Genomic DNA, 25708 nt, shown 5'->3' on the forward strand with positions numbered 1-25708 from the left:
TACTAATTAGAAATGCGAAACCTCTTTATCATATTTTTTTTACTCTTAAGTTGCTTTGGAAATAGCCAAGAAACCCTTCAAGAGTTATTAAAAACTCATAATACAGAGCGTGTTCCTTATATTTCTGTTCAAGAATTGGCGATGCCAAAAACGGACGCTATCTTACTGGATGCTAGAGAACTTAAAGAATATAACGTAAGTCACATCCCTAACTCAACTTATGTTGGTTATGATGATTTCGATTTAGATACCGTTGTAAAATCAATTCCAGATACTTCAAAAACTATTGTAATCTATTGTTCTGTTGGTATACGGTCTGAAGATATTGCAGAACAACTCAAAAAGAAAGGCTACACCAATGTTTACAATTTATTTGGTGGTATTTTTGAATGGAAGAACAACAATTTTCCTCTAATAAATCCAGAAGGAAATGAAACAGATTATATACACGCTTACTCTAAGGATTGGAGTAAATGGTTATTAAAAGGCACTAAAATCTATGAATAAATCACTTGTTATTGTGTTTGTCAAAAACATAAAATTAGGAACTGTAAAAACAAGACTCGCTAAAACTATTGGCGATTTTGGTGCGTTTGAAGTGTACACCGAATTGGTTAAAATCACAGAAAAAGCAACTCAGAAATTAGACATAGATAAACGCATTTATTTTTCTAATGCTATTGTAGATGATCAATGGAAAGGTGAATTTAAAGCGGTCCAACATGGAGCTGATTTAGGTGAGCGCATGTTTAATGCTTTTAAAGATGGCTTTGATGCTGGCTATGACAACATCGTTTTAGTTGGTTCTGATTTACCAGATATAGATGTCGCTCACATAAAAAACGGTTTAGAGGCCTTAAACACTAATGAAGTGGTTTTTGGACCAGCAGAAGATGGTGGCTATTATTTAGTAGGTATGTCTAAATTGAATACCAAAATTTTCACCAATAAACCATGGAGTCAACCCAATTTATTAGAATTAACGTTACAAGAGTTACAGAGTAATCAAATTTCAGTTGGTACCTTAGACACTTTAAACGATATTGACACCTATGAAGACTTAATTGCTTCAGACTTTTATAAATCGAACAATAAATTACAAGAAAAAATACAGCAACTCAATGATTAACCAAATAACAGAAAGCACAGAATATTTACAAGGCAAAGGCTTTGATCAACCCGAAATCGGCATAATTTTAGGTACAGGTTTAGGACAATTAGTTGATGAAATTGAAATCATAGCCGAAGCAAGTTATAATCAAATTCCAAACTTTCCTACAGCAACCGTAGAGTTTCATAAAGGCAAACTTATTTACGGCATTTTAGAAGGTAAAAAGGTGGTTGTTATGCAAGGTCGTTTTCATGTTTATGAAGGTTATTCTTTACAAGATGTAACGTTTCCGGTGAGAATTATGGAGAAATTAGGTATAACAACCTTATTGGTTTCTAATGCTTCTGGTGCCATTAATCTCGATTATAAAAAAGGAGAATTAATGCTTATTGACGATCATATTAATCTTCAAGGAGGTTCACCTTTAGCTTTTAAAGGCGTTTCAGAATTAGGAGAACGTTTTACTGATATGAGCGCTCCTTATGATGCAAACATTAATTCTAAATTTGAAAGCATTGCCAAAGCACACAATATAACGTTACACAAAGGTGTTTACGCTAGTGTGGTTGGGCCTCAACTCGAAACACGTGCCGAATATCGTATGTTAAAAATTATTGGATCTGATGCTGTTGGTATGAGTACGGTTCCTGAAATTATTGTGGCAAATCACTTGAATTTAAAGGTTGCTGCCGTTTCTGTGTTAACAGATGAATGTGATCCAGAAAATTTAAAACCTGTTGATATTTCTGAAATCATTGCTATGGCCGGAAAAGCAGAACCGAATATGATTACACTTTTTAAAGAGCTGATTAAGACCTTATAAAAAAGACCTGCAAAGATTTAAAAACCTTGTTGATTCTAAAAATACTAGAATAATACCTACAAGGTTTTAAAAACCTTGCAGGATAACAAAAGACATTCCTGCCTACTCAGGAAGCACCTATGGAAAAATACTTAGACCTTATTAAAAATTCCTATTCAGGATACTGGAATTACCTCAAATACGAACTCATTGACCTCAATCATTGGGACAACTTTTTTTATGGTCTTATCCTTATTTCTGTTTTAGTTTGGATTCTTGAAATTGCATTTCCTTGGAGAAAAGAGCAGGCCTTATTCCGAAAAGATTTTTGGCTAGATACGTTTTACATGTTTTTCAATTTCTTTTTATTGAATCTTATTGTTTTTATTGCCTTATCTAATACGGTTTCAGAACTATTTAATGATGTTTTAGGAGTTGTTGGACTGTCTGTTTCAAGCTTTCAACTTTTTGATGTCGATGAACTTCCTAAATGGTTCGGTTTATTTATCTTTTTTATTGTTTCAGACTTTGTACAATGGAATACACATCGGCTTTTACACCGTTTTGAATGGCTTTGGAATTTCCACAAAGTGCACCATTCTGTAAAAGAAATGGGCTTTGCCGCACACTTACGTTACCATTGGATGGAACCTGTAGTTTATAAATCTATACTGTACATTCCTATCGCTATTATTGGCGGTTTTGATGCACAAGATGTTGCTATTGTTTATTTCTTCAGCATTGCTATTGGTCATCTTAACCATGCTAATTTGGGTTGGGATTATGGTGTTTTAAAATACATTTTTAATAATCCAAAAATGCATATCTGGCATCATGTAAAAGAATTACCCAAAGATGTAAGGTTTGGTGTCAACTTTGGACTGACTTTAAGTCTATGGGATTACATTTTTAAAACTGATTATATACCACACGATGGTAGAGATATTGAACTCGGTTTTGAAGGTGATGAAAATTTTCCTAAAGATTTTTTAAAGCAAGAATTGTATCCTGCGTTTTCAAAAAAACAGGACATCAAGAGTTCAGAATAGTAAATCTAACACCTAAAAACACTATACATGAAATATTTATCAGCCTTAATTGTCACTTTAATATTTACGTTATCGTGTAGTGGATTGCAACAAACAACTCAAGATAAAGCTGTCGGAACAAATGCTTCTGATGTTGTTTTTACAGAACAAAAAAAAGACAATAATTCTACTAAAGTAAGCTTAGGGGAAGATGGTACCATAAGTGATGATGGTATTTCAGTAACTACAGAGCTTATTTATACGGAAGCTTTTGATCATGCTATTCTTAATGCATTGTTAAAAGAATACGTTTCAGAAGATGGAAACGTAAATTATAAAGGTCTTAAAACTGAATCAAAAACTTTACAGCGTTATATTGATTTATTGAAATTACATCAACCTAATGATGATTGGACTAAGAACGACAAACTCGCTTATTGGATTAACGCATACAACGCATTAACCATCGATCTAATCCTCAGAAATTACCCAACAAAAAGTATTAAAGACATTAAAGACCCTTGGGATCAGCGTCTTTGGAAATTGGGTGATACTTGGCAAAATTTAAATGATATAGAGCATGAAATACTCAGAAAAATGAATGAACCAAGAATTCATTTTGCTATTGTTTGTGCTTCTGTATCGTGTCCTAAACTTCAGAATACGGCATTTACAGCCTCAAACTTAGACGCACAATTAACCAATGCTACAAAAGAATTTTTAGCGGATACGTCTAAAAATGAATTGTCTAAAGACAACATTAAGATTTCAAAAATATTCAGATGGTTTAAAAATGACTTTGAACAAAACGGAAGTTTAATTGATTTCTTAAATCAATATTCAGACATTAGCATTTCAGAGTCTGCTAAAAAAAGCTACACCGATTATAATTGGGATTTAAATGATTAAAACTAAGACTTCAAGTTTTTCGTAGATACCTATATGATTAGTATTATTATTCCTGTTTTAAATGAAGTTGATAGTATAGGTCGATTGTTAACGCATTTAATTGAGAATTCGTCGTCTAAGCATATTTCTGAAATCATTGTGGTTGATGGAGGTAGTACAGATGGTACTTTGGACATACTTAGACCTATTCGATTTTTGAAACCTGACAGGTCTGTAGACCACCATAAGACGTCCAATGTTCTCGACACAAAATTCCAAAAAAAGAATTTCACTCGAACTGACGTACTAGATAACGCTAAAAGAGATCCTGAATCAAGTTCAGGATTGGAAAATAAATCAAATATTCTTTTGATTGATTCGCCAAAAGGAAGAGCAAAACAAATGAATACCGGAGCAAAACATGCTAAAGGAGACATTTTGTACTTCCTTCATGCCGATTCTTTTCCTCCTAAAGATTTTGATCAACTTATTATAAATGAAGTCCAAAAAGGGAACCAAGCAGGTTGTTTTAGAATGCAGTTTGACAGTAACCATTGGTGGTTACGTTTAGCCAGTTGGCTTACCCAATTTTCTTGGCGTGCTAGTAGAGGTGGCGACCAAAGTCAGTTTATAACTAAAACACTATTTAACGACATTGGTGGTTATAATGAGAACTATATTATCTACGAAGACAATATTTTGATTAATGAATTGTACGCTCGAAATGAATTTACAGTTATCAATAAAAAATTAATAACCTCAGCACGACTCTATCGTAAACACGGTGTTTGGAAATTACAATACCACTTCTGGACGATTTATGTAAAGAAATGGTTTGGTGCTTCTGCAGATGAATTGTTGGCTTATTATAAGAAGTATGTTTGTTAGTTTGCTTTCCTGCAAGGTTTCAAGAACCTTGTAGGTATGAGACTATTTGTTGAAAGTCTTATTCATTTTGCTCAAATCAATAAAACCTACAAGGAGTCCTCGTTCCTCGGAAACACCTTGCAGGTTATTAGAGCTATCTTTTGTTCCGTCCTAATTCATCAGGATACAAATCCATAACTTTATCACTCTGAAAAATTGCTTTGGTATCAATATCTATAGCAGATAATTTTCCTGTAAAGGTTGCTCCTGTGTCGACATTCCAAATATTACCACAATTCATCGGTTGGTCTTCACCAAAATTAGTGGTAGGTGTATGACCAATATAAATTTCAGAATAATGCTTTAAACGATTTGGGTAAAGGACTGAATCTTGTTCAATATTTTTATCCATGGTTAATGCCATTTCCCAAAGCGTTCTATCAAAATAGAAGTTTTCTTTATGTAATTCGCTTTCTACTCCTTTCATAGACGTAAAACCAGCATGCACAAATAATCTATTTTTGGTATCGAGATGATACAACGGCATACCCTCAAAAAAATCGAGATGCATTAATTTTTGGTCTTTAGAAAACGTAGCATAACTTTCAATGGTTTCCTTTCCACCATGCTTAAACCACACATCATTTATAATACCTGAGGCCAACCATTGTTCGCACCAAACATCGTGATTTCCTTTCATAAAAACACAAGAGTTGGTTTTAGACAATTCTATTAAATACTGAATCACTTGTGCGGAGTCACTCCAACCATCAACATAATCTCCTAAGAAAATCAAAGCATCCTCAGAGTTCACATTTGCTCTATCTATAATTTGAGTTAAACCTCTTAATCCACCATGAATATCCCCTATCGCTAATGTTCTCATCTTAATTCTTTTTTTCAAAGCTAAAGCTTAATTTCTAATAAAGACATTCTTAAAATGAATTCTTAATTTTTCTTAAAGTTGTTAAACTTAAGATAAATCTTACTTAACAAAAGTCTAAATTTACTTTCCAAACTCTGATAATCATATACTTTGGCAGTAATCAACCAACCAATCCATCATCATGAAAATCAATCAAATCATCGTTGCTATAGCATTATTTGCTGCGGTAACCTCGTACGGACAGCAAACATTTACTTCAAAACTCTTAGATCAAAGCACAGACAAACCCATTCCTTTCGCAACCATTCAGTTCAACTCAAAAGCAGGAGTCATCAGTAATGATAATGGAGAATTCAACATCACCATAAAACGTGCTGTAGTAGAAACCGACTCACTAATGATTAGTTGTTTGGGTTATGAGGAAAAACGAATTCCACTTTTAAGTTTTAACGATTCGCCTATCTACTTAAAATCGAAATCTGTGGATTTATCAGAAGTATTAGTCACCAATAAAAACTACACCATAGACGAAATTTTAGACAAAATAAAGGAAGGCTTAACGGTTAATTATGATTACAGCTACAACAAGCGTAAACTCTTTTATAGAACATCTTATTATTCTGAAATGGATAAATATAATGTGAAGTTAGAAAAGTCAACCATACCAGAATTCAACCAGCAATTCATAGATAGTCTGCTTCATATAATGCCTAAAAACAATAGTAACCATACTGAGGTCCTAGGAGAAATCTACGGTAAAATTGACCCTAAAGCGTCTCAAAAAATGGAGATTCTAAAAGCTTGCCGATTGTACGATAAGTCTAAAGACATCAATTTAGATAATTATGAAAAACGCTTCAATGAGATATTTAAAAAGTATGTAAAACGCGATTCGTATTTTAAAATAAAATCGGGTTGGTTTAGTGTAAAAGAGGAAATGGATTCGTCTTTATTTGGAGATACAAATGAAAAAGATGAAGTCGCTACAAATGCCTTACTTGCCGAACAGAAGAAAAGAGATTCGATTCGTAAAATTGGTTTTTTACATTGGCGAAAAATGCAGATTCATAATTTTGAAAACAATAATTTTATTGACGACGACAATGACCTCAATTTCATTCATAAATCTAGACGATACGAATTTGAAATCGCTGATTATGCGTATATGAATGATATGTTTGTATATGTAATTCCATTTAAACCCAAACGAAGTGAAGACTTTTCTGGTACCATGTATGTGAACACTGAAGACTTTGCGGTTGTAAGAGTTGATTATAAAAATGTACAACCCCTTAGTAAGTTTTCTCTTCTTGGTATTTCAATGAAAAAATATTTAAAAGAAGGGACTATCATCTTTCAAAAAAACGACAATGAAAAATACACGTTAAAATACCGAGATGAGTCTTTAGGAGAACGAGTTGGTATTAAACGACCTTTTAAAATTGTTGAAAAGAACAAAAATGTAAAAGGAAGGCGCAAACAAAATGAATTAAAAGGAGACATTCATTTTATCGTTAGAAATATTGAAAAAACAGAACTTGTCGTTTTTGAAACTGATGCCATATCTGAATCAGATTTTAAAAATTTTAAAGAAAAATCACTTGTTACTCCTTCGCAATTAAACCAATACGATCCCGAATTTTGGAAAGGTTATAATATTATTGAACCTAATAAAGCCATAAAAGAATTTAAGGTCCTTGATGATAAATAAGCGACTAATACACAACAACTATTTTTTATAGTAGTGCGCTTTTATAATTTGCTCCACAGGCTTATTTTGTGGAGTAAATTGATTGTCTTCCAAACCACCAACTTTATGGTGATCTATAAACCATTTCCACAAGTAACCCCCAGCAAACCAATCTTCTTGCCATACCGCATCGAACAGAGCTTGTGTGGCATTATTTTGTGCCGTAAGATTCACAGACGTCATAGAGCGATCGTAACGCCAAGGTTCTTTTCCTGAATAATCAACGCTTCTGTAACCAAACTCTGTAAACAGAATCGGCCGATCTAATTTTTCAGAAAAACGCTTTAAACCCGGTTTATGTTTTTCCCAACCTTTTATACAATCTTCAATCGTTGGTGTTTGCATGTCACTCACCGGAAAATAAGCATCAATACCAACATAATCTAATTCCGACCAAAAAGGTGTGGTCCAAAATTCATCCCAATTGGCCGCGTAGGTTAGATTACCCGTGTAGACCTTTCTGATTTCTTTTATTAGTTGATGCCAATACGCTGGTCTATTTTTTATAAATTCTTCAAGTTCGGTTCCTATACAAAATACTTCAACATTTAATTCCTCAGCCAATTCAGCATATTCCATAACAAAGTCGGTATACGACGTTTCTAACAATAGCCAATCGGCCTCCGAGGACGCCTTTAAAAACCCTGTGAATTCTCCATGAGAAATCCATAATTGCGGCTTCACCATCACATTAATACCTTCCTTGTGAAGTGCCTCAATATACTGTCCGGCACCAGATCGTGTTTCACCAAACCACTGACGTTCGGTATTATGAATTATTTCAGGATGATTAAGATCCGCAATAAAACCAAAAGGCATAACAGCAGCTGCATTGGCATTAATATTCACTATTGGTTTAACGTGTGACGAATCTACAATGCCTCTAGAAGCAACAAAACTAACTCCATTGATTTTAGAAGGTTGATGCGGAATCGCAGCACAACTTATAAAAAGGATACTTAAAAGGAAATAAAAAACATATCGCATACTGCAAAATTATGTCTAAATTTAAAAAAAATCGACTAATAGATTAAGGTTTTAACAAAAGCTTCGACCTATAGTCCATATCAACAATCTAATTATATGGAACACATCGTTATTATTGGCAACGGCATATCTGGAGTTACGCTTGCGAGACACATCAGAAAGTTATCCGACAAAAAAATAACTATCGTCTCAGCCGAAGCCGATTATTTCTTCTCTCGTACCGCATTAATGTACGTTTACATGGGACATATGAAATTTGAACACACACAACCTTACGAAAACTGGTTCTGGAAAAAAAACAGAATTGAGCTAAAGAAAGGCTATGTAAAACAGGTTGAAACAGAAACTAAAACACTTCATTTTGCTGAAGGTGACACACTTCAATACGATAAATTAATCATTGCAACAGGAAGTAAACCCAATAAATTTGGTTGGCCAGGACAAGATTTAAACGGTGTAATGGGCATGTACCACAAACAAGATTTAGAAACGCTTGAAGCACATGCACCTAATAATGACGTGTGTAAACGTGCCGTGATTGTTGGTGGCGGATTAATAGGTATTGAATTGGCTGAAATGTTGAATAGCCGAAGTATACCAGTAACATTTCTAGTTAGAGAAGACAGCTTTTGGAATGGTGTTTTGCCTCAAGGTGAAAGCGAAATGATTAACAGACATATTAAGAATCATCATATCGATTTACGACTTTCCACAAATCTGAAAGCCATTAACTCGGACGAGAACGGCAATGTAAAATCTGTTATTATTGAAGAAACAGGTGAAGAATTAGAATGTAATGTTGTTGGTTTAACTGCTGGAGTGACACCAAATATAGATTTTATAAAAGATTCCGGTATTGAAATTGGTCGTGGTGTTAAAGTGAATCGATTTTTAGAAACCAACATACCAGATGTATACGCCATTGGTGATTGTGCAGAACAACATGAAGCTATTGGAAACAGAAGACCAATTGAGGCTGTTTGGTACACTGGTCGTATGATGGGTGAAGTTTTAGCGCAAACCATCTGTGGTAATAAAATGGAGTATAAACCAGGTCATTGGTTTAATTCGGCTAAATTCTTAGATATCGAATATCAAACCTATGGTTGGGTGTTTGGAAAAAATGGACGTCCGGATTATGAACAACATTTTCATTGGAAACATGAAGACGATACGAAATGTATAACAGTCGCTTACGATAAAAACACCAATCAATTTTTAGGTATTAACACATTCGGTATAAGAATGCGCCATGAAGTTTTTGACAAATGGCTTACCGAAAAACGGGATGTTGATTACGTAATGAAGAACCTCTCTGAAGCCAATTTTGAGCCTGAATTTTATTCAAGATTTGAAAATGAAATTTTACAAGCATACACTAACCAATTACAAACTGCATAAAAATGAGCAATAAATTAAATCATAGTATGTCTTTGGCAAAACCAGATGCTTTAGATATTTCAAACAAACAAAAAGTAGCACTTTCTGCAGGAGTCATTGGGTTATTTATTTTAGCCTTAGCGCTTTTTAATACTAATTTCCCAAACAAAGCCCTGTTTTTAACGCTTTCATTAGGCTTAATAATTGGTGGTATCGTTGTCTATTCTAGAGAGGCCTATTTATCTAAATTAGAAGGTATAAAAAATGATGGTGTTTGGTTTAAATCTATTTCCTCGCGTGGAGTTTGGGGTTGGATTGTTGGTGTTATCTTAACCACATTCTATATCGTTCTTTACTTCTTTCCTAAATATTTAGGTTTAGGTGTTGATGGTGCTGAAAACACAGGTTTAATTAGTTTATTCGACCCATTAAGTCACTTATTAAGTGGCAGAAACGCCAGCCAATGGTTTGTGTACGGAACGCTTTATACCGTTGCTATTTTAGCCTTTGGATATAAATTTATATTAAAATATAGACATAATCGTTACCAACAATTGCGTACCGTTTCAGTCATGTTTTTTCAGTTAGGTTTTGCCTTCTTGATTCCTGAATTTATGTACGTTATGAACAACGATTTACCATACTACGATCTTAAAAGTATATGGCCCCTTAATTATTACATTTTTGACGAATGGTCTGTAAACGGCTTTTTATCTAATGGAAATATTGGTATCGCCTTACTCATATTTGGTATCCTATCCATATTTGTGTTTACACCTATTTTAACCTATAAATACGGCAAACGTTGGTATTGTTCTTGGGTTTGTGGTTGTGGTGGATTAGCAGAAACTGCTGGTGATTCGTTTAGACAATTATCGTCTAAAAAGATGTCAGCCTGGAAACTAGAACGTTGGTTAATCCATACCGTTTTAGTGTTTTCTATTGTAATGACAGCTGCGATGGTTTATTCTTACTTAGGTTACGATAAAAATGATTTTTGGCTAACTAGAGGTGTTTTTATAAGCTTAGTCATTGGCTTTTTGACCATAGTTTTTGCGGCAGTAATGTTATTTAAAAGACATGAATTAGGAAAAGATGCAAAATACGGAGCTATAGGATTTTTCATTGTGATTGCTCTTTTACTGATTATGCATTATACAGGCACAACCGATCACCTATTCTATATTAAAGCCGGAGCCTTAAGGTCTGCTTATGGTATTTACATTGGTTCTATTTTTTCTGGAGTGATTGGAACTGGATTTTACCCCATTTTAGGAAATCGTTCTTGGTGTCGTTTTGGTTGTCCTATGGCAGCGATTCTTGGATTTCAACAACGTATGTTTTCAAAATTTAGAATTACTACTAATGGTGGCCAATGTATTTCTTGTGGTAACTGTTCTAACAGTTGCGAAATGGGTATCGATGTAAGACACTATGCTCAAAAAGGTGAAAACATTGTGCGTTCTAGCTGTGTCGGTTGTGGTATTTGTTCTGCAGTGTGCCCAAGAGGTGTTTTAAAATTAGAAAATGACACTATGAAAGGACGTATCAATCCAACAGAAATCCTTTTAGGAAACGATGTTGATTTAATGGATTTAGTAAATCAGAAATAGTTCTCAGATGCAGTCTCAGTAAAAAAAATAAGTAAAAATTGATATAGTTTTACCTATTCCATGGATTCTAATTATTGTAAAAATATTTAAAAATTCATGGAGTTTACATAGAGAAACTCAGAGAAAAAGATAAACATTAAATTTTATTAAAAATTTCGAATCGTTTTTGTCATAAAAAATATTAAAAGAATTGTATTGTATCACTGCACCTCTACAGCTTTGCGACTGTGCGCGATTTAATTCTTACTTTTGCACCTTCAAACCAACTCAATGCCCAATATAAAAGTTATTATTCCTGCTTATAACGAAGAAGAATCTATTCCTCTTGTGGTTAGAGACATACCTTCAATTGTCAGTGAAATTATTGTGGTGAGTAATAACTCAACGGATAACACTGAAATTAATGCCAAAAATGCTGGTGCAACAGTTTTAATTGAAAATAGAAAAGGCTATGGTTATGCGTGCTTAAAAGGCATGGATTATGTTTCTAAACTTGAAATAAAACCAGATATAATAGTTTTCTTAGATGGAGATTATAGTGATTATCCCGAAGAATTAACAAAAATAGTTCAACCTATTTTAGAAGATAATGTTAATTTTGTCATTGGTGCTCGCGACAAAGACTTACGAGAAGAAGGTTCTATGACGTCGCCTCAAATTTTCGGTAACTGGCTAGCAACAAGCCTTATGTCGCTATTTTTTCGTTCAACTTTTACAGACTTAGGTCCGTTTAGAGCTATTAAATACAATACGCTTTTAGGTTTAAACATGGAAGACAAAACCTATGGTTGGACGGTAGAGATGCAGCTCAAAGTATTAAAGCAAAAATTAAGCTATAGAGAGATCCCTGTAAATTATAGGAATAGAATAGGTGTCTCAAAAGTTTCAGGAACGATAAAAGGTGCTATCTTTGCAGGCATAAAAATCCTAGGTTGGATTTTTAAATATAGTTTTAAAAAATGATTCTCGAATCGATTATTATTGTCATTTACACCATTGCCATTGTACTGATCTTCATGTATGCTTTGGCGCAACTCAATCTACTTTACAATTATTTGTCTTCAAAAAAGAAGCGGCAAGATTGTGAAACCTTTGATTTTTCAAATTCTGAAGAAATCCCGATTGTTACCATTCAACTTCCTGTATTTAACGAGATGTATGTAATGGAGCGTCTGTTAACCAATATTGCGCTTTTAGAATATCCTAAAGACAAATTAGAAATTCAGGTTTTAGATGATTCTACAGATGAAACTGTTGCAACAACAAAAGCACATGTAGAACAATTGGCTAAAACAGGTTTAGACATCATACATATTACCAGAACAGACCGAAGTGGTTTTAAGGCTGGTGCGCTTAAAGAAGGTTTAAAAATTGCAAAAGGTGAATATATTGCCATTTTTGATGCCGATTTTCTACCACAACCGAATTGGTTAAAACGTACCATTCCTTATTTTAAAAATGAAAAAATAGGAGTTGTTCAGACACGTTGGGGACATATTAATCGCGATTATTCTTTACTAACTAAAATCCAAGCCTTCGCTTTAGATGCCCATTTTACTTTAGAGCAAGTGGGTAGAAATAGTAAAGGTCACTTTATTAATTTTAATGGTACAGCTGGTGTATGGCGTAAAACCTGTATTATCGACGCTGGTAATTGGGAAGGAGATACACTTACCGAAGATTTAGATTTAAGTTATAGAGCACAGTTAAGAAATTGGGAATTTAAATATCTTGAAGATGTTGAAACTCCAGCAGAATTACCTGTGGTGATTAGCGCAGCACGTTCACAACAATTCCGTTGGAACAAAGGTGGTGCAGAAAACTTTAGAAAAATGCTTTGGCGCGTTTTAAAGTCTGATAATATTTCTACTAAAACAAAAGTTCACGGATTACTTCATTTATTGAACAGCACAATGTTCTTAAGCATATTTACGGTTGCTATTTTGAGTATTCCGATGTTGTATATAAAGAACGAATACGAACATTTAAGAAACTACTTTTATGTGATGAGTTTCTTTGTAATGAGTACCATTATTTTCTTTGTATGTTATTGGTTTATGTACCGTAGTATTTATGGAAGTGGTTTTAAAAAGTTCTTTAATTATATAGGAATGTTTTTTACATTTTTCTCTATAGCGATGGGCTTTTCGCTTCATAATTCTATTGCTGTTATTGAAGGGCATATTGGTAAACGAAGTGAGTTTGTAAGAACACCTAAATTCAATATCAGTACCATTAGAGATTCTTGGAAAGGCAATAAATACATCATAAAAAAGGTGTCACCTCACGTGATTATAGAAGGTATTTTAATGCTTTATTTTGCTTTTGGCATGTATAGTGCTTTTGTGGTTGGAGACCAAGGTGGTGACTTCGGATTATTTCCTTTTCACTTAATGCTATTTATTGGCTTTGGATATGTGTTTTTTAAATCCCTTAGCTCTAAGGTGTGATCGCTATTTGGAAATATCACAAAATTCCATTTCTATTTTTTGTTGCTAGTTGCATCTTTTATATAGGGTTTGCTTACCATATAACTCGCACGGACACCGCACAACTGTTGCTCCTATATATTGCATTATTTCTTTTTGCCTATAAAATCATTAAGACGTCTGGGTTTAACTTTAAACTTTTAGTGTTATTTGCAATTGCTTTTAGAGTTTTATTTCTTTTCGCGATTCCGAATTTATCACAAGATTTCTATCGCTTTATTTGGGATGGACGCTTAATTCTCGAAGGCTTTAACCCATATCTCTACACACCAGATTCTTTTATTAATGGTGGAAAATTCCCTGTAGATAGCGCTCAGGAATTGTACAATGGCATGGGCAGCTTAAGCTCCTCACACTTTTCTAATTACCCTCCTTTAAATCAATTGTGCTTTGTTATTGCCAATCTATTTCCTGGTCAAAGTATCTTAAGCTCTGTAATGGGTCTAAGACTCGTTATTATAGCCGCAGACATTGGAACGCTATACTTTGGAAAGAAACTTTTAGAACGTTTAAAATTACCTTCCAGTAGAATCTTTTGGTATATTTTAAATCCATTTATTATAATTGAATTAACAGGTAATCTTCACTTTGAAGGTGTTATGATTTTTTTCTTAATCTGGTCATTATATTTATTACACACTCGTAAATGGCAATGGGCAGCAGTAATTTTGGCTTGTTCTATTTCTGTGAAATTAATCCCATTAATGTTGTTGCCTTTGTTTTTTCTGTGGTTTACTTCTAATAAATTGAAAGGGCAAACTGAGAAATTAGGATTCTTAAAACTTATCCTGTTTTACACCATCGTAATCGCCACAACCTTACTATTATTCTTACCATTTTTCTCAATGGAATTTGTAACCAACTATTCTAAAACAGTTGGTCTTTGGTTTGGTAATTTTGAATTTAATGCCAGCATTTATTATCTCGTAAGAGCAATTGGATATGCCATAACCGGCTATAATGAAATTGCTATAATAGGTAAAATTCTACCTCTAATTTCCGTCGTTATCATCCTAGGTTTTTCATTCCTAAAACAGAACAATAGTTTACCTAAACTAGCAACGTCAATGTTGTTAGCGCTAACCTGCTATTTGTTTTTAAGCACAACAGTGCATCCATGGTATATTGCAACTTTAGTTATACTAAGTATATTTACTAATTACAAGTTCCCTTTAGTTTGGTCGTTAGCGATTGTACTGAGTTATTTAGCGTACTCTAATACGACTTATTCTGAAAACCTTTGGATTATTGGCTTAGAATATGCCTTAGTATTTTCCATTTTTGTTTGGGAAGTTTTCATAAAAAAAAGACCACTAGTTTCCTAGTAGTCTAATTTTATGAGTTAAGAATTAATTACAACTTCTTTATTTGAATTATCTTATACGTTTCGTAAACCTCTGTGTATCCATTTTCATCTTCTTCTTCAAACTCAGTAATTTCGTAAGTGATTTCAAAACGTTTCCCAACCAAATCCTTAGACTTTAGGTTTACGGCCTTAAGAGCTTCTTCAGAAATTTCAGAAAAATATACTGTTTCTTCGCTGTCTTCATCGTCAGCATCCTCATTAATTAAAAAAGAATAACCATCATCGGGATCATAACCATCAAAGATACCAGTAGTCGTTACTTTTATCTTTTCCTGAATAATTTCACTTGCTTTTGAAAATGCATTTGCGCTTAAAACCATTACTAGAAGCACAAATACTGTAATTTTTTTTGTATTCATTGCGTTTAATTTTTATGCTGAATATTATCAGCATGTTTTAACTATAGATTGTGGTTTTGGGAATTTGCCACCTCAAGCCCAAATGCTTTTAGATTACAACCTCTTGGCTATAATTGCGTGGATATGTATGACGTTTATTTTTCTGTATCGTACTAAATAAATAGTAACAATTATATTTTAAATATGTCTTGAGAGTCTTTAAAACTCTTAAATTCTAACATGTAATCATTTGGATCCTTGATAAAAAACGACAAATGTTCGCCTATTTTATCTTTTAAAAATGTGGTTTGAGTGACCATTTTTAAATTCAAATGATTCAGCTTAGCATAGAGTTCTCCCCATTTTTCAACATCGATAATAACACCAAAATGAAATGAGGGTAATAACTTACCTTCAAACACATAATTTGGACTATTGAAATTGAATTTTTCGGCTTGAATAAAAGTGAGTTGATGATTAAATAAATTTATATCCAACCAGTTCTCACTAGTTCTTCCTATAGAAGCGCCAATATTGTTAGTATAAAAGTTTTTTGTGTCTTCTACACTTAAACATGGTAATGACATGTGAAATGATGATTCCATAATTCAACCATTTAAAATTTATACAATTTTAATTTAAAGTTCAACTTAACTTTTAGTAGGCCAAAAAGTTAAGTTGAAATCTTATAGTAAATTACAAAATTAGTTTCAACTAAACTAAACTTTAATCGAAATCTTCGTCCTCTGCACCAGGTTCTAAATCTGGATCTACAACAGCATCCGGATCGTCATCTTCGAAGTCTTCATAATCGTCTTCGTCGTAATTTTCCATGGTCTGCTCTAGTTTCGTACTCACTTTTACCAAATACTTGGTATCTTCTGTGGTAACTTCTACGGCTTCGACTGTTTCGTTTTTTGCATTTTTAAACGAGATAACATTATCGTCGTCATATCCATCAGGATATTTTTCAACCAGAAGGGACAAAATTTCTGGTGTCAATTTTTTAAAATCAACTATAACTCGTTTTAAATGTGCGTCTTTTGGTTTCATTAGGTAAATTCTATTTTTTCTATATGTCAGATGTTATAGTTATTTCAAAATTAATTCTCCGTGATAAACTTTTAGCAGCGGCTATTTCATTTGTAATACTATTTCTGATGCTAATTTTTTTTTAAATATAATACTTATTTGTTTACTCGAATAACATCATAAAAATCTTTTCTACGATCTTTTAAATTTTTCACCGCTCCGAAGGAATGTAATTCTCTTAATAATCCCAAATCTACATCAGCAACTAATATCATTTCTGTGTTTGGTGTCGTTTCTGCTTTTATACCATTACTAGGGAATGAAAAGTCACAAGGCGTAAACACAGCCGATTGCGCATACTGAATATCCATATTATTTACATTTGGTAAGTTACCAACACTACCAGCAATAGCAACATAACATTCGTTTTCTATAGCTCTTGCTTGCGCACACAAACGTACTCTAGAATAACCATTTTGGGTATCTGTTAAAAACGGAACAAATAAAATATCCATACCTTCATCTGCTAATAACCTTGATAATTCAGGGAATTCAGAATCATAGCAAATTAAAACTCCAATTTTTCCAGCGTCCGTTTCAAAGGTTTTTAACTGATGACCTCGTTGCATTCCCCAAACTTTAGCCTCATCTGGGGTCACATGAATTTTTTCATAACGCTCTAAACTTCCATCTCTACGACATAAATACCCCACATTATAAAGCACATCATCAACAACTTCAGGCATACTACCCGTAATGATATTGATATTGTAAGAAATTGATAATTGCTGCATTCTCTCTACAATAGTCTGCGTATAACTTGCTAGTTCTCTAATCGCTTGTGGCTCGTGCATATGATTATACTTAGCCATCAATGGTGCGTTGAAAAACTCAGGAAACACCGCAAAATCTGAACGATACGCAGAAACACTATCTACGAAGTATTCTACTTGCTGCATTAAGTCATCTAAGCCACTGTATGGTCGCATTTGCCACTGAATTAATCCTAGACGGACTACAGTTTTAACGCTACTCGCTTTTTTATTAGGCTTGGTATAATAAATATTATCCCACTCCATTAGCACCGCATACTCACTAGACGCTGTATCTCCTTCTAAATACCCTTTTATAATCCTTATTGGATGAAAATCATTCGACGTCTGAAAGTTTAAAACCGGATCGTGAATCTCCTTATGTTTTACTTTCTGAATGTATTCTTTTGGTGAATATTGATCTTTATACTTGTAATAATTTGGCATTCTACCTCCAAATACAATTCCTTTTAAATTTAGGTTTTCGCATAGTTCTTTTCGGTAATCATATAAACGACGTCCTAAACGTAAGCCTCTAAATTCTGGTTTTATAAAAACATCAATTCCATAAAGCACATCTCCATCAGGATCGTGATTTTTAAATTTATCACCTTCTATAATGTCCGCATAGGTATGGTTATCATCAATTTTATCGTAATCAACAATTAAAGATAACGCGCAACCAGCCAATTGACCGTCGATGCGAATAACCACCTGCCCTTCAGAAAAAATAGAAGTCAAACGTGCAATATGGTCCTTTTTCCAATAGGAATTTAGAACACCACCATACGCTTCTAAGGTTGCTGATTTTAATTCTTCAAAATCTCCAACCGTTAAAAAACTTAATTCTATATTATCAATTCTATGCTCTTCCATTACATATCTAAAAGATAAGCAAAAATTAAAGGTGCAACAATAGTAGCATCACTCTCAATGATGAATTTTGGGGTATTAATATCTAATTTACCCCAAGTAATTTTCTCATTTGGCACCGCTCCAGAGTACGACCCGTAACTGGTTGTACTATCGCTAATTTGACAGAAATAGCTCCAGAAAGGTGTTTCTGGACGTTCCATATCTTGATATAACATTGGTACGACACAAATCGGAAAATCACCAGCAATACCTCCTCCAATTTGGAAGAATCCGATACCATTTTGCGAATTATTTGTGTACCAATCGGCTAAAAATGTCATGTATTCAATACCAGATTTCATGGTACTAGCTTTCAATTCACCTTTAAGCACGTAGCTTGCAAAAATATTCCCCATAGTACTATCTTCCCAACCTGGACAAATAATAGGAAGGTTTTTCTCTGCTGCGGCATACATCCAAGAATCCTTAATATCTATTTCGTAATGCTCTTCTAAAACACCAGACAATAACAATTTGTACATATATTCATGCGGAAGGTAACGTTCACCTTTAGCTTCAGCATCTTTCCATATTTTTACAATATGCTCTTGTATACGTCTAAACGCTTCCTCTTCAGGAATACATGTATCTGTGACACGGTTTAAGCCTTTTTCAAGTAAGTCCCACTCATCTTGAGGTGTTAAATCTCTGTAGTTTGGCACACGTTTATAATGGCTATGTGCCACTAAATTCATGATATCCTCTTCTAAATTCGCACCAGTACAAGACACTATTTGCACCTTATCTTTACGAATCATTTCGGCGAAAATCTTACCTAATTCTGCAGTACTCATTGCACCCGCTAAAGACACTAACATCTTTGCGCCAGAATTTAACTGATCTTCATACCCCTTCGCTGCATCCACCAAAGCCGCTGCATTAAAGTGTAAATAATACTTTTCTATAAATTTTGAAATTTCTCCTTTATTAGTAGTCATCTTCTGTATCAAATTTAGATTTTTTATTTCCTGAGTTATTTGAGTCGTTGAAATTGCTTTCGAAACCATCTTCAATATTTTGGTCTCTAAATTTATAGCTCAACATTTTGTAGTATAATTTAGCCGCTAAGAAATCTGATGATTTTTCATTTTCATTTGGGCATAATTCTACGATGTCAAATCCAACAACATTCTTTTCTTCGAATACTTGCTTTAAGAATTCGAGTGTTTCATAATATAATAAACCTCCCGGTTCTGGTGTTCCTGTGCTTGGCATTATTGAAGGATCAAAAGCATCCAAATCAAATGTGATAAACACGTTATCTGTCATTTGGTCAATTGCAGAATCCATCCAACTGTCATCAACAGCCATTTCGTGAGCGAAATACGTTTTCTCCTCATCCATTACTGTTTTCTCAATGATGTCCATTGAACGAATACCAACTTGGATTAAGTTCGTTGTTTGGCTCGCTTCATAAACAGCACACGCATGGTTACATGTAGAACCTTCGTAGCTTTCACGTAAATCGGCATGCGCATCGATATGTAAAACGGTGATATCGTCAAACATTTCATTGAATGCTCTAATGGTTCCGATAGATACCGAGTGCTCACCTCCAAAAACAGTTACAAATTTATTCTTCTTAATGTATTTTTTAGTGGCTTGATGTACCGCTTCAACCATCGCTTCTGGCGACGCATTTTCAGTAACAGGATCTGCTAAAAACACACCTTGTTGATACACTTCAGAACTTGTTTCAATATCATAGAGCTCCATATTTTCTGAAGCATCTAAAAACGCATCAGGACCTTTATCAGCACCTTTTTGCCATGTACTTGTACCATCATAAGGTACAGGGATTAATACAATTTTAGCAGTTTCTAATTTTGCTAATTCTTCTGGAATACCAGCGTAAGTTTTTGTTTTCATTATTAAGTTATTCTAAGTAATTAGAAATTTAATTTAAATTTTTGATTTTGAAATCGAATTAGCCTTAGCTGCTTCAACTTTAGTTTCTGGTTCATAGCCCAAAATACCTAACAGGTTTTCACTTTTTTGTTGCTCCGCGAATACTCTTGTGTTTAAATTCCCATCGGCATCACGTTGAATTAAAATATGCTTTGGAGTTGGAATTAAACAATGCTGCAAGCCACCAAAACCTCCTATCGTTTCTTGGTAAGCTCCTGTATTAAAAAAGCCGATATATAATGGTTTGTCTTTATTGTATTTAGGCAAATAAATAGCATTAGTATGCTGCTCACTGTTATAATAATCGTCACTATCGCAAGTTAAACCTCCCAAAAGGACACGCTCATAACTATCGTGCCAACGGTTAATAGGCAACATTATAAAACGCTTGTTAATTGCCCAAGTATCTGGTAATGTAGTAATGAAAGATGAATTAATCATGTTCCATTTTTCACGATCATTCTGTTGCTTTTGGTATAAGATTTTATACAATGCTCCTCCACTTTCGCCAACGGTAAAACTTCCAAATTCAGTAAAGATATTTGGTGTATCTACCTCTTCTTCTTCACAAACTAGTTTGATTTGATTCACAATTTCATCAACCATATAGGCATAATCAAAATCGAAAGCCAATGAGTTTTTAATCGGAAATCCTCCTCCTATATTTAAACTATCTAAAGTTGGACAAATTCGCTTTAAAGACGTGTACACCTTTAAACATTTGTGCAATTCATTCCAATAATACGCATTATCTCTAATCCCTGTATTGATAAAGAAATGAAGCATCTTCAACTCTACTTTTTTATTATCTTGAATTTGATTTTTATAAAAAGGTACAATATTTTTATAGCCAATTCCTAAACGAGACGTGTAAAACTCAAACTTAGGCTCTTCTTCTGAAGCGATTCTGATTCCAACTTGGAATTTTCCATCTATTTCTTCAGATAACAAATCGATTTCCTCATAATTATCTATAATAGGGATGCAATTTTTATGACCACTATTAATAAGATCAGCAATATTAGTTACGTATTGTTCACGTTTAAAACCGTTACTTAATACAAACGTTTTATCTGTAATTTTACCTTCTTTTTTAAGTGCTTTTACAATATCGATATCAAAAGCAGAAGAGGTTTCAATATGAATATCATTCGTTAAAGCTTCATCTAAAACATGTTTAAAGTGCGAGCTTTTAGTACAGTAGCAATAGTTGTATTTGCCTTTATAATCATGCTTTTTAAAGGCATCGGCAAACCACGTCTTTGCACGTTGAATGTTATTAGATATTTGAGGTAAATATGTAAATTTTAATGGCACGCCATGTTCTTCAACCAATTTCATTAGGTCAATATCATGGAAATGCAGTTGTTTATCCTCAAGTTTAAATTCATCTTGTGGAAAGTGAAAGGATTGATCGATCAGATCAATATATTTATTATTCATATTATAAAGTAAATATTCAAGTGTAAATTAAAAAATATAAGCGTAAAAAGTGTTAAGGTTACGTTATATCATACCTGAATTTGGCTTTGTGTAGTAGGTACAAAACCATAAATATGCTGACTAGCAGCAATCGCAGATGCGGAAGTTAGCTCTAAAATTCGGTTACTTAATCTATAAGCTGCTCTTGAATATGACTTCCTAATTTTCAAGAACCCGAACATAAAAACATGTTTCAATTGTTCAGCTAAAATTGACTTTATAATCTTGTTAGATCGACACCAATTTCATTACAAATGTATATTATTTTTTAATACGTTAATCTTTTTTTTTAAATATTTGAATTATTTTTCAAAACACTGTATTAAAAGACATTAACAAGAATAAAACACTGTAAATCTTAATTAAAAGCGTTGACTTTGACTTAAATATTTGGGAATAAAACATCAATTAATGTTGAATTAAAGAATTTTCTAAAACAGAACATCAAGGACTAAAAGCACAGGCTGTTTTTCAATTTATAATAGTATTATTTTTGTGTTAATCACCATTAATAATAGCATACTTATTCTTTTTGAAGAAACTGAATTTAAGATTCCCACAAAAAAAGCACCCAATCTTGGGTGCTTTTTTAACTTATTGTATAAACGACACTTCCCCTTTTATAAGAAAAAGATAAGCGCATTTATATAGTGTAATTTTTTTTAGATGCCCACAAGTATTAGTCCATTGTTTACATCAATCTCTATTTCCATTGCATCACAAGGCACAAGTGTTAATTCCAATTTTTGCCCGTAAACAACGTCATTTGTTGCTACAACAATAACTTCGTAATTAGACAATTCGAGCCAACCGGTATTTTCTGAGGTGGATAATGCCTGGGAATACAGTTGGCTATAATCTTGTCCGTAAATGGCAAAATCAAAACTGTCCGTACCGTTGTTTGTAATTTTAAGTTGTGGTAAATCATCGATACAATTGAGTACTTGATAATTTAAATCATCTGACCTTTCCTGTATTTCGGGTGAATCTGTTGTACAATTCACCATAAGCAAAAGCAAAAACATAAGTCTAACATTTTTCATAAGTAGGTTATTTTTAATTGATTGGGGCGGCAATATATAAAAATCCTACAATCGGTCGACAAAATGAACCATTTATTCGACGAACGGTAATGTAAAAATGTAAAAAGCTGACTTACAGACTAAGAACTATATCATTTTTAAGGTATTCACCTCTTGTTCTGTAAGGTGTTTCCAGTGACCACGAGGAATGTCTTTCTTTGTTAAATGACCAATCGCAACACAATCAATTCTTACAATATCGTAATTAAGTTCTTCAAATATTGTACGTAAAATGGTGTTACCTGTATTTTTTATCTTAATACCTACTTGGCTTTTAGATTCACCTTGAATGTAGCTTATCTCTTCGACAGAAACTAGCTTACCCTCAACTTTAAAACCTTCTTGAATCTTTTTTAAATCTTCAAATTTCAGATTCTTATCCAATTCAACTTGAAATAATCTTGGTACTCCGTTTTTAGAGTTTGTAAACTTCTGAACGACTTTATCATCATTAGTAAACAATAATAAACCTAAAGAATTTCTACCTAAACGACCTATTGGCTTAATGCTAGAACTTGTTGCATTAGCTACTAAATCCATAACTGTTCTTCCTTTACCTTCTGCTGTAGTTGTTGCAAAACCTTTGGGCTTGTTTAATAAAATATAAACTGGAGGTTCTGGTGTAACACGTTGCCCATCAAAACGAACATCGTCTGAACGTTTTACTTTGTAACCCATTTCGGTAACAACTTTACCGTTAACCATAACCAAACCAATGGCGATATTCTCATCAGCTTCACGACGCGAGCATACACCACTATTGGCAATGTATTTATTTAAACGCATCTCATCTGGATTTGATGATCTTGGAGACGAAGATGTCTTATTAACTGTTGGTGATTTCTTATTAAAAGGAGCGTTCCCTCTAGCAGAACTATTCGTTTTGCTATTAGCATTTCCTCTTCCTGAAGTCTTTCCTTTTCCTTTGCTATCTTGATTTCTGCTCATGTTTCAATTTTTTGCAAAGATAAACAATAGTTTATATCTAGTGCTTAATTATTTAAGATGTTTATAGCGAGGCATTAGAATATTTAAGAAAGCCAATAAAATTGGTTCTAAATTCTATTTAAAACGACGGAAACATCAATTAAAAGAATAGAAAATACACCAAGTACAATAATAAATTTTAAGATGTTATGAAGTATGAGATAATGGTTTTTCTTGTTAGACTTCAGCAAAATAATGAGATAAAGAAACAAAAACACAATACTAAGATAGAAGAAGTAATACATGTGACCAATCTTAAAAAACAGAATAAGAATAACTGCTGAAATAATTGTTAAAAAAGCAACTATAGTTAGCATTAATTTAGACACCTTTTCACCATAAACAACAGGGATAGTTCTATAATTTAATGCTAAATCTCCTTTTAAATTCTCTAAATCCTTTGTAAGTTCTCGCATGGAGATTAGCAAAAACAGAAATAAACCATGCGCAAATATTACAGGTTCAAAATTTTGATAATAGATAAAAATAACAAAAAACGGAGTTACGGTTAATATAGCAGATACCATATTGCCAACCATAGGTTGTTTTTTTAGGCGATGAGAATATAACCATATCGCAAAAATGTATATTGAAAAAAAGATAACGGCTTTAAAAGAGACATAGCTAGCGAATACGACAGCTAAGAAATTTAAAACAAAGTAAAATGAGAGTTTAGTGTTTTGACTCACCAAACGATCTAGCATTGTTTTTCTCGGTTTGTTGATTAAATCCTTCTCGGAATCGTAAAAATTATTAATAATATAACCACCAGCTATGGTTGCCGAAGATGCCATTACAAGCATTAAAAGGTTAAGATCTAAAAGTACAGATTTAACAGGTTTATCGTGTGCAAAAATATATACTGACGCTAGATATTGAGCAATTACAACAACTAAAATATTATAACCTCTAACTACAGAAAAGAGGCTGAAAAATTTGAGTAAAATGTGTTTCTGCCGTCTTGATAACATTATTTTGAAGATATGAAATTCTTAAGCAACAGCATATTTAAGCGCTCTATTACAAAACCAAAAATTTAGAAGTTATAAACGACCTCTAATTTTTGCCCTTTAAGCGCTTCTCTTGCTTTGTCTATGTTTTCGGTAAATCCTAAAATATAACCTCCACCTCCAGAACCACAAAGCTTTAAGTAATAATCGTTAGTATCTAAGCCTTTTTTCCAAAGTTCATGAAATTGAACAGGAATCATAGGTTTAAAATTATTCAAAACAACTTTAGATAATTGCTTGGTATTTTTAAATAGTGATTTCATATCACCTTTTAAGAAATCATCGACACAAGCATCCGTATGTTTTATAAATTGGTCTTTAAGCATGCTACGGAAGCCTTCGTTTTTCATGCTTTCCATAAAAATACTCACCATTGGTGCAGTTTCTCCAACAATACCACTGTCTAATAAAAACACAGCTCCTTTCCCTTCTGCTTTTTGAGAAGGAATACCTGTAGCTTCAATATTATCTTTAGAGTTGATTAAAATTGGCAAACTTAAATAACTATTCAACGGATCTAAACCTGAAGATTTACCATGGTAAAACGATTCCATTTCAGAAAAAATAGTTTTTAATCGCAATAGTTTTTCGCGCGTTAAATTTTCTAAAACAGTGATTTTATCACTAGCGTATTTATCATAAATAGCAGCTACTAATGCCCCACTACTTCCTACTCCATACCCCTGCGGAATTGAAGAATCGAAATACATACCAGCATCAACATCTTTTTGTAATCTATTGCTATTAAAAATTACTAAATCCTTATCCAACCCCTTTAAATACGTAGCAAAACGCTTTAAGCTTTCGTTAGATTTTAGTGCTTCTTCAGTAGGATTTTCATCTTTCTTAAGTGCTCCATTATAAAAATTATAAGGAATAGATAAGCCTTTAGAATCTTTAATGATTCCGTATTCTCCAAATAGAAGTATTTTAGAATAAAATAGTGGTCCCTTCATGTTTTAATAGCAGTTTCTT

The 25708-nt window shown here is 33.2% G+C and carries 25 protein-coding genes; 12 read left to right on the forward strand and 13 right to left on the reverse strand.

Going from position 1 to position 25708, the window contains the following annotated elements:
• Positions 1-12 precede the first annotated feature (12 nt).
• The 6 genes from DFQ09_RS02155 to DFQ09_RS02180 all read left to right on the forward strand — a co-directional run bounded on the left by DFQ09_RS02155 (position 13) and on the right by DFQ09_RS02180 (position 4717).
• Positions 13-507: a rhodanese-like domain-containing protein gene (locus DFQ09_RS02155; protein ID WP_115807942.1), complete on the forward strand. Its 495-nt coding sequence runs from the start codon at positions 13-15 to the stop codon at positions 505-507.
• Positions 500-1129, forward strand: a complete 630-nt coding sequence (locus DFQ09_RS02160; protein WP_115807943.1) for a TIGR04282 family arsenosugar biosynthesis glycosyltransferase — start codon at positions 500-502, stop codon at positions 1127-1129. The genes DFQ09_RS02155 and DFQ09_RS02160 overlap by 8 nt, the downstream gene beginning before the upstream one ends.
• Complete coding sequence (locus tag DFQ09_RS02165; RefSeq protein WP_115807944.1) at positions 1122-1934, forward strand: purine-nucleoside phosphorylase; 813 nt, start codon at positions 1122-1124, stop codon at positions 1932-1934. Before DFQ09_RS02160 ends, DFQ09_RS02165 begins: the two co-directional genes overlap by 8 nt.
• A gap of 119 nt (positions 1935-2053) precedes the next feature.
• Complete coding sequence (locus DFQ09_RS02170; RefSeq protein WP_115807945.1) at positions 2054-2962, forward strand: sterol desaturase family protein; 909 nt, start codon at positions 2054-2056, stop codon at positions 2960-2962.
• A gap of 27 nt (positions 2963-2989) precedes the next feature.
• Positions 2990-3850 (forward strand): DUF547 domain-containing protein, encoded by an 861-nt coding sequence (locus DFQ09_RS02175; protein ID WP_115807946.1) that lies wholly within the window; start codon positions 2990-2992, stop codon positions 3848-3850.
• A gap of 33 nt (positions 3851-3883) precedes the next feature.
• Positions 3884-4717 carry a TIGR04283 family arsenosugar biosynthesis glycosyltransferase gene (locus DFQ09_RS02180; RefSeq protein WP_115807947.1) on the forward strand — a complete coding sequence of 278 codons (834 nt, stop codon included), beginning with the start codon at positions 3884-3886 and terminating at the stop codon, positions 4715-4717.
• A 133-nt stretch (positions 4718-4850) separates the two neighbouring features.
• Here DFQ09_RS02180 and DFQ09_RS02185 read toward each other — a convergent pair whose 3' ends face one another.
• Positions 4851-5582 carry a metallophosphoesterase family protein gene (locus tag DFQ09_RS02185; protein ID WP_115807948.1) on the reverse strand — a complete coding sequence of 244 codons (732 nt, stop codon included), beginning with the start codon at positions 5580-5582 and terminating at the stop codon, positions 4851-4853.
• 181 nt (positions 5583-5763) lie between these two features.
• Here DFQ09_RS02185 and DFQ09_RS02190 point away from each other — a divergent pair, with 181 nt between their 5' ends.
• Entirely contained in the window at positions 5764-7293 is a 1530-nt protein-coding gene (locus tag DFQ09_RS02190) for a carboxypeptidase-like regulatory domain-containing protein (protein WP_115807949.1), read from the forward strand.
• 18 nt (positions 7294-7311) lie between these two features.
• Here DFQ09_RS02190 and DFQ09_RS02195 read toward each other — a convergent pair whose 3' ends face one another.
• Positions 7312-8319, reverse strand: coding sequence for a glycoside hydrolase family 113 (locus DFQ09_RS02195; RefSeq protein ID WP_115807950.1), 1008 nt, complete (start codon positions 8317-8319; stop codon positions 7312-7314).
• 96 nt (positions 8320-8415) lie between these two features.
• Between DFQ09_RS02195 and DFQ09_RS02200 the strand changes: the two genes are divergently transcribed.
• The 5 genes from DFQ09_RS02200 to DFQ09_RS02220 all read left to right on the forward strand — a co-directional run bounded on the left by DFQ09_RS02200 (position 8416) and on the right by DFQ09_RS02220 (position 15126).
• Positions 8416-9720, forward strand: coding sequence for an NAD(P)/FAD-dependent oxidoreductase (locus tag DFQ09_RS02200; RefSeq protein ID WP_115807951.1), 1305 nt, complete (start codon positions 8416-8418; stop codon positions 9718-9720).
• Positions 9721-9722: 2 nt separating this feature from the next.
• Positions 9723-11312, forward strand: a complete 1590-nt coding sequence (locus tag DFQ09_RS02205; protein ID WP_115807952.1) for a 4Fe-4S binding protein — start codon at positions 9723-9725, stop codon at positions 11310-11312.
• 270 nt (positions 11313-11582) lie between these two features.
• Positions 11583-12275: a glycosyltransferase family 2 protein gene (locus DFQ09_RS02210; protein WP_115807953.1), complete on the forward strand. Its 693-nt coding sequence runs from the start codon at positions 11583-11585 to the stop codon at positions 12273-12275.
• Entirely contained in the window at positions 12272-13762 is a 1491-nt protein-coding gene (locus DFQ09_RS02215; protein ID WP_115807954.1) for a cellulose synthase family protein, read from the forward strand. Before DFQ09_RS02210 ends, DFQ09_RS02215 begins: the two co-directional genes overlap by 4 nt.
• Positions 13762-15126, forward strand: coding sequence for a mannosyltransferase (locus DFQ09_RS02220; RefSeq protein ID WP_394347262.1), 1365 nt, complete (start codon positions 13762-13764; stop codon positions 15124-15126). The genes DFQ09_RS02215 and DFQ09_RS02220 overlap by 1 nt, the downstream gene beginning before the upstream one ends.
• A 28-nt stretch (positions 15127-15154) precedes the next feature.
• Here the strand turns inward: DFQ09_RS02220 and DFQ09_RS02225 are convergent, their stop codons facing one another.
• The 11 genes from DFQ09_RS02225 to DFQ09_RS02275 form a co-directional block, all read right to left on the reverse strand.
• Entirely contained in the window at positions 15155-15526 is a 372-nt protein-coding gene (locus DFQ09_RS02225) for a hypothetical protein (RefSeq protein WP_147298309.1), read from the reverse strand.
• Between the two features lie 170 nt (positions 15527-15696).
• On the reverse strand, positions 15697-16110 hold the full coding sequence (locus tag DFQ09_RS02230; protein ID WP_115807957.1) for a VOC family protein: 414 nt from the start codon (positions 16108-16110) through the stop codon (positions 15697-15699).
• Between the two features lie 121 nt (positions 16111-16231).
• Positions 16232-16558, reverse strand: a complete 327-nt coding sequence (locus DFQ09_RS02235; RefSeq protein ID WP_020895942.1) for a hypothetical protein — start codon at positions 16556-16558, stop codon at positions 16232-16234.
• A 134-nt stretch (positions 16559-16692) separates the two neighbouring features.
• Complete coding sequence (locus tag DFQ09_RS02240) at positions 16693-18225, reverse strand: carbon-nitrogen hydrolase family protein (protein WP_115807958.1); 1533 nt, start codon at positions 18223-18225, stop codon at positions 16693-16695.
• Entirely contained in the window at positions 18225-19202 is a 978-nt protein-coding gene (locus DFQ09_RS02245) for a deoxyhypusine synthase family protein (RefSeq protein ID WP_115807959.1), read from the reverse strand. The genes DFQ09_RS02240 and DFQ09_RS02245 overlap by 1 nt, the downstream gene beginning before the upstream one ends.
• The gene (gene speB, locus DFQ09_RS02250; RefSeq protein ID WP_115807960.1) at positions 19192-20133 is read right to left on the reverse strand and encodes an agmatinase; all 942 of its coding nucleotides are present in this window, start codon (positions 20131-20133) and stop codon (positions 19192-19194) included. Before speB ends, DFQ09_RS02245 begins: the two co-directional genes overlap by 11 nt.
• A gap of 33 nt (positions 20134-20166) precedes the next feature.
• On the reverse strand, positions 20167-21615 hold the full coding sequence (locus tag DFQ09_RS02255; RefSeq protein ID WP_115807961.1) for a type III PLP-dependent enzyme domain-containing protein: 1449 nt from the start codon (positions 21613-21615) through the stop codon (positions 20167-20169).
• 701 nt (positions 21616-22316) lie between these two features.
• A complete protein-coding gene (locus tag DFQ09_RS02260; RefSeq protein ID WP_147298310.1) occupies positions 22317-22679 on the reverse strand; it encodes a hypothetical protein in 363 nt (120 codons plus the stop codon).
• Between the two features lie 144 nt (positions 22680-22823).
• Positions 22824-23684 carry a pseudouridine synthase gene (locus DFQ09_RS02265; protein ID WP_115807963.1) on the reverse strand — a complete coding sequence of 287 codons (861 nt, stop codon included), beginning with the start codon at positions 23682-23684 and terminating at the stop codon, positions 22824-22826.
• Positions 23685-23791: 107 nt separating this feature from the next.
• A complete protein-coding gene (locus tag DFQ09_RS02270; protein ID WP_115807964.1) occupies positions 23792-24694 on the reverse strand; it encodes a geranylgeranylglycerol-phosphate geranylgeranyltransferase in 903 nt (300 codons plus the stop codon).
• 65 nt (positions 24695-24759) lie between these two features.
• Positions 24760-25689: a mevalonate kinase family protein gene (locus DFQ09_RS02275; protein ID WP_115807965.1), complete on the reverse strand. Its 930-nt coding sequence runs from the start codon at positions 25687-25689 to the stop codon at positions 24760-24762.
• Positions 25690-25708 lie beyond the last annotated feature (19 nt).

The sequence above is a fragment of the Winogradskyella pacifica genome (genome assembly GCF_003386275.1).
Lineage (GTDB): Bacteria > Bacteroidota > Bacteroidia > Flavobacteriales > Flavobacteriaceae > Winogradskyella > Winogradskyella pacifica.

Excerpts from the sequence above, each read along its gene's own strand:
- DFQ09_RS02155 (WP_115807942.1), top strand. The coding sequence starts at position 13 with ATGCGAAACCTCTTTATCATATTTTTTTTACTCTTAAGTTGCTTTGGA.
- DFQ09_RS02160 (WP_115807943.1), top strand. The coding sequence starts at position 500 with ATGAATAAATCACTTGTTATTGTGTTTGTCAAAAACATAAAATTAGGA.
- DFQ09_RS02165 (WP_115807944.1), top strand. The coding sequence starts at position 1,122 with ATGATTAACCAAATAACAGAAAGCACAGAATATTTACAAGGCAAAGGC.
- DFQ09_RS02170 (WP_115807945.1), top strand. The coding sequence starts at position 2,054 with ATGGAAAAATACTTAGACCTTATTAAAAATTCCTATTCAGGATACTGG.
- DFQ09_RS02175 (WP_115807946.1), top strand. The coding sequence starts at position 2,990 with ATGAAATATTTATCAGCCTTAATTGTCACTTTAATATTTACGTTATCG.
- DFQ09_RS02180 (WP_115807947.1), top strand. The coding sequence starts at position 3,884 with ATGATTAGTATTATTATTCCTGTTTTAAATGAAGTTGATAGTATAGGT.
- DFQ09_RS02185 (WP_115807948.1), bottom strand. The coding sequence starts at position 5,582 with ATGAGAACATTAGCGATAGGGGATATTCATGGTGGATTAAGAGGTTTA.
- DFQ09_RS02190 (WP_115807949.1), top strand. The coding sequence starts at position 5,764 with ATGAAAATCAATCAAATCATCGTTGCTATAGCATTATTTGCTGCGGTA.
- DFQ09_RS02195 (WP_115807950.1), bottom strand. The coding sequence starts at position 8,319 with ATGCGATATGTTTTTTATTTCCTTTTAAGTATCCTTTTTATAAGTTGT.
- DFQ09_RS02200 (WP_115807951.1), top strand. The coding sequence starts at position 8,416 with ATGGAACACATCGTTATTATTGGCAACGGCATATCTGGAGTTACGCTT.
- DFQ09_RS02205 (WP_115807952.1), top strand. The coding sequence starts at position 9,723 with ATGAGCAATAAATTAAATCATAGTATGTCTTTGGCAAAACCAGATGCT.
- DFQ09_RS02210 (WP_115807953.1), top strand. The coding sequence starts at position 11,583 with ATGCCCAATATAAAAGTTATTATTCCTGCTTATAACGAAGAAGAATCT.
- DFQ09_RS02215 (WP_115807954.1), top strand. The coding sequence starts at position 12,272 with ATGATTCTCGAATCGATTATTATTGTCATTTACACCATTGCCATTGTA.
- DFQ09_RS02225 (WP_147298309.1), bottom strand. The coding sequence starts at position 15,526 with ATGAATACAAAAAAAATTACAGTATTTGTGCTTCTAGTAATGGTTTTA.
- DFQ09_RS02230 (WP_115807957.1), bottom strand. The coding sequence starts at position 16,110 with ATGGAATCATCATTTCACATGTCATTACCATGTTTAAGTGTAGAAGAC.
- DFQ09_RS02235 (WP_020895942.1), bottom strand. The coding sequence starts at position 16,558 with ATGAAACCAAAAGACGCACATTTAAAACGAGTTATAGTTGATTTTAAA.
- DFQ09_RS02240 (WP_115807958.1), bottom strand. The coding sequence starts at position 18,225 with ATGGAAGAGCATAGAATTGATAATATAGAATTAAGTTTTTTAACGGTT.
- DFQ09_RS02245 (WP_115807959.1), bottom strand. The coding sequence starts at position 19,202 with ATGACTACTAATAAAGGAGAAATTTCAAAATTTATAGAAAAGTATTAT.
- speB (WP_115807960.1), bottom strand. The coding sequence starts at position 20,133 with ATGAAAACAAAAACTTACGCTGGTATTCCAGAAGAATTAGCAAAATTA.
- DFQ09_RS02255 (WP_115807961.1), bottom strand. The coding sequence starts at position 21,615 with ATGAATAATAAATATATTGATCTGATCGATCAATCCTTTCACTTTCCA.
- DFQ09_RS02260 (WP_147298310.1), bottom strand. The coding sequence starts at position 22,679 with ATGTTTTTGCTTTTGCTTATGGTGAATTGTACAACAGATTCACCCGAA.
- DFQ09_RS02265 (WP_115807963.1), bottom strand. The coding sequence starts at position 23,684 with ATGAGCAGAAATCAAGATAGCAAAGGAAAAGGAAAGACTTCAGGAAGA.
- DFQ09_RS02270 (WP_115807964.1), bottom strand. The coding sequence starts at position 24,694 with ATGTTATCAAGACGGCAGAAACACATTTTACTCAAATTTTTCAGCCTC.
- DFQ09_RS02275 (WP_115807965.1), bottom strand. The coding sequence starts at position 25,689 with ATGAAGGGACCACTATTTTATTCTAAAATACTTCTATTTGGAGAATAC.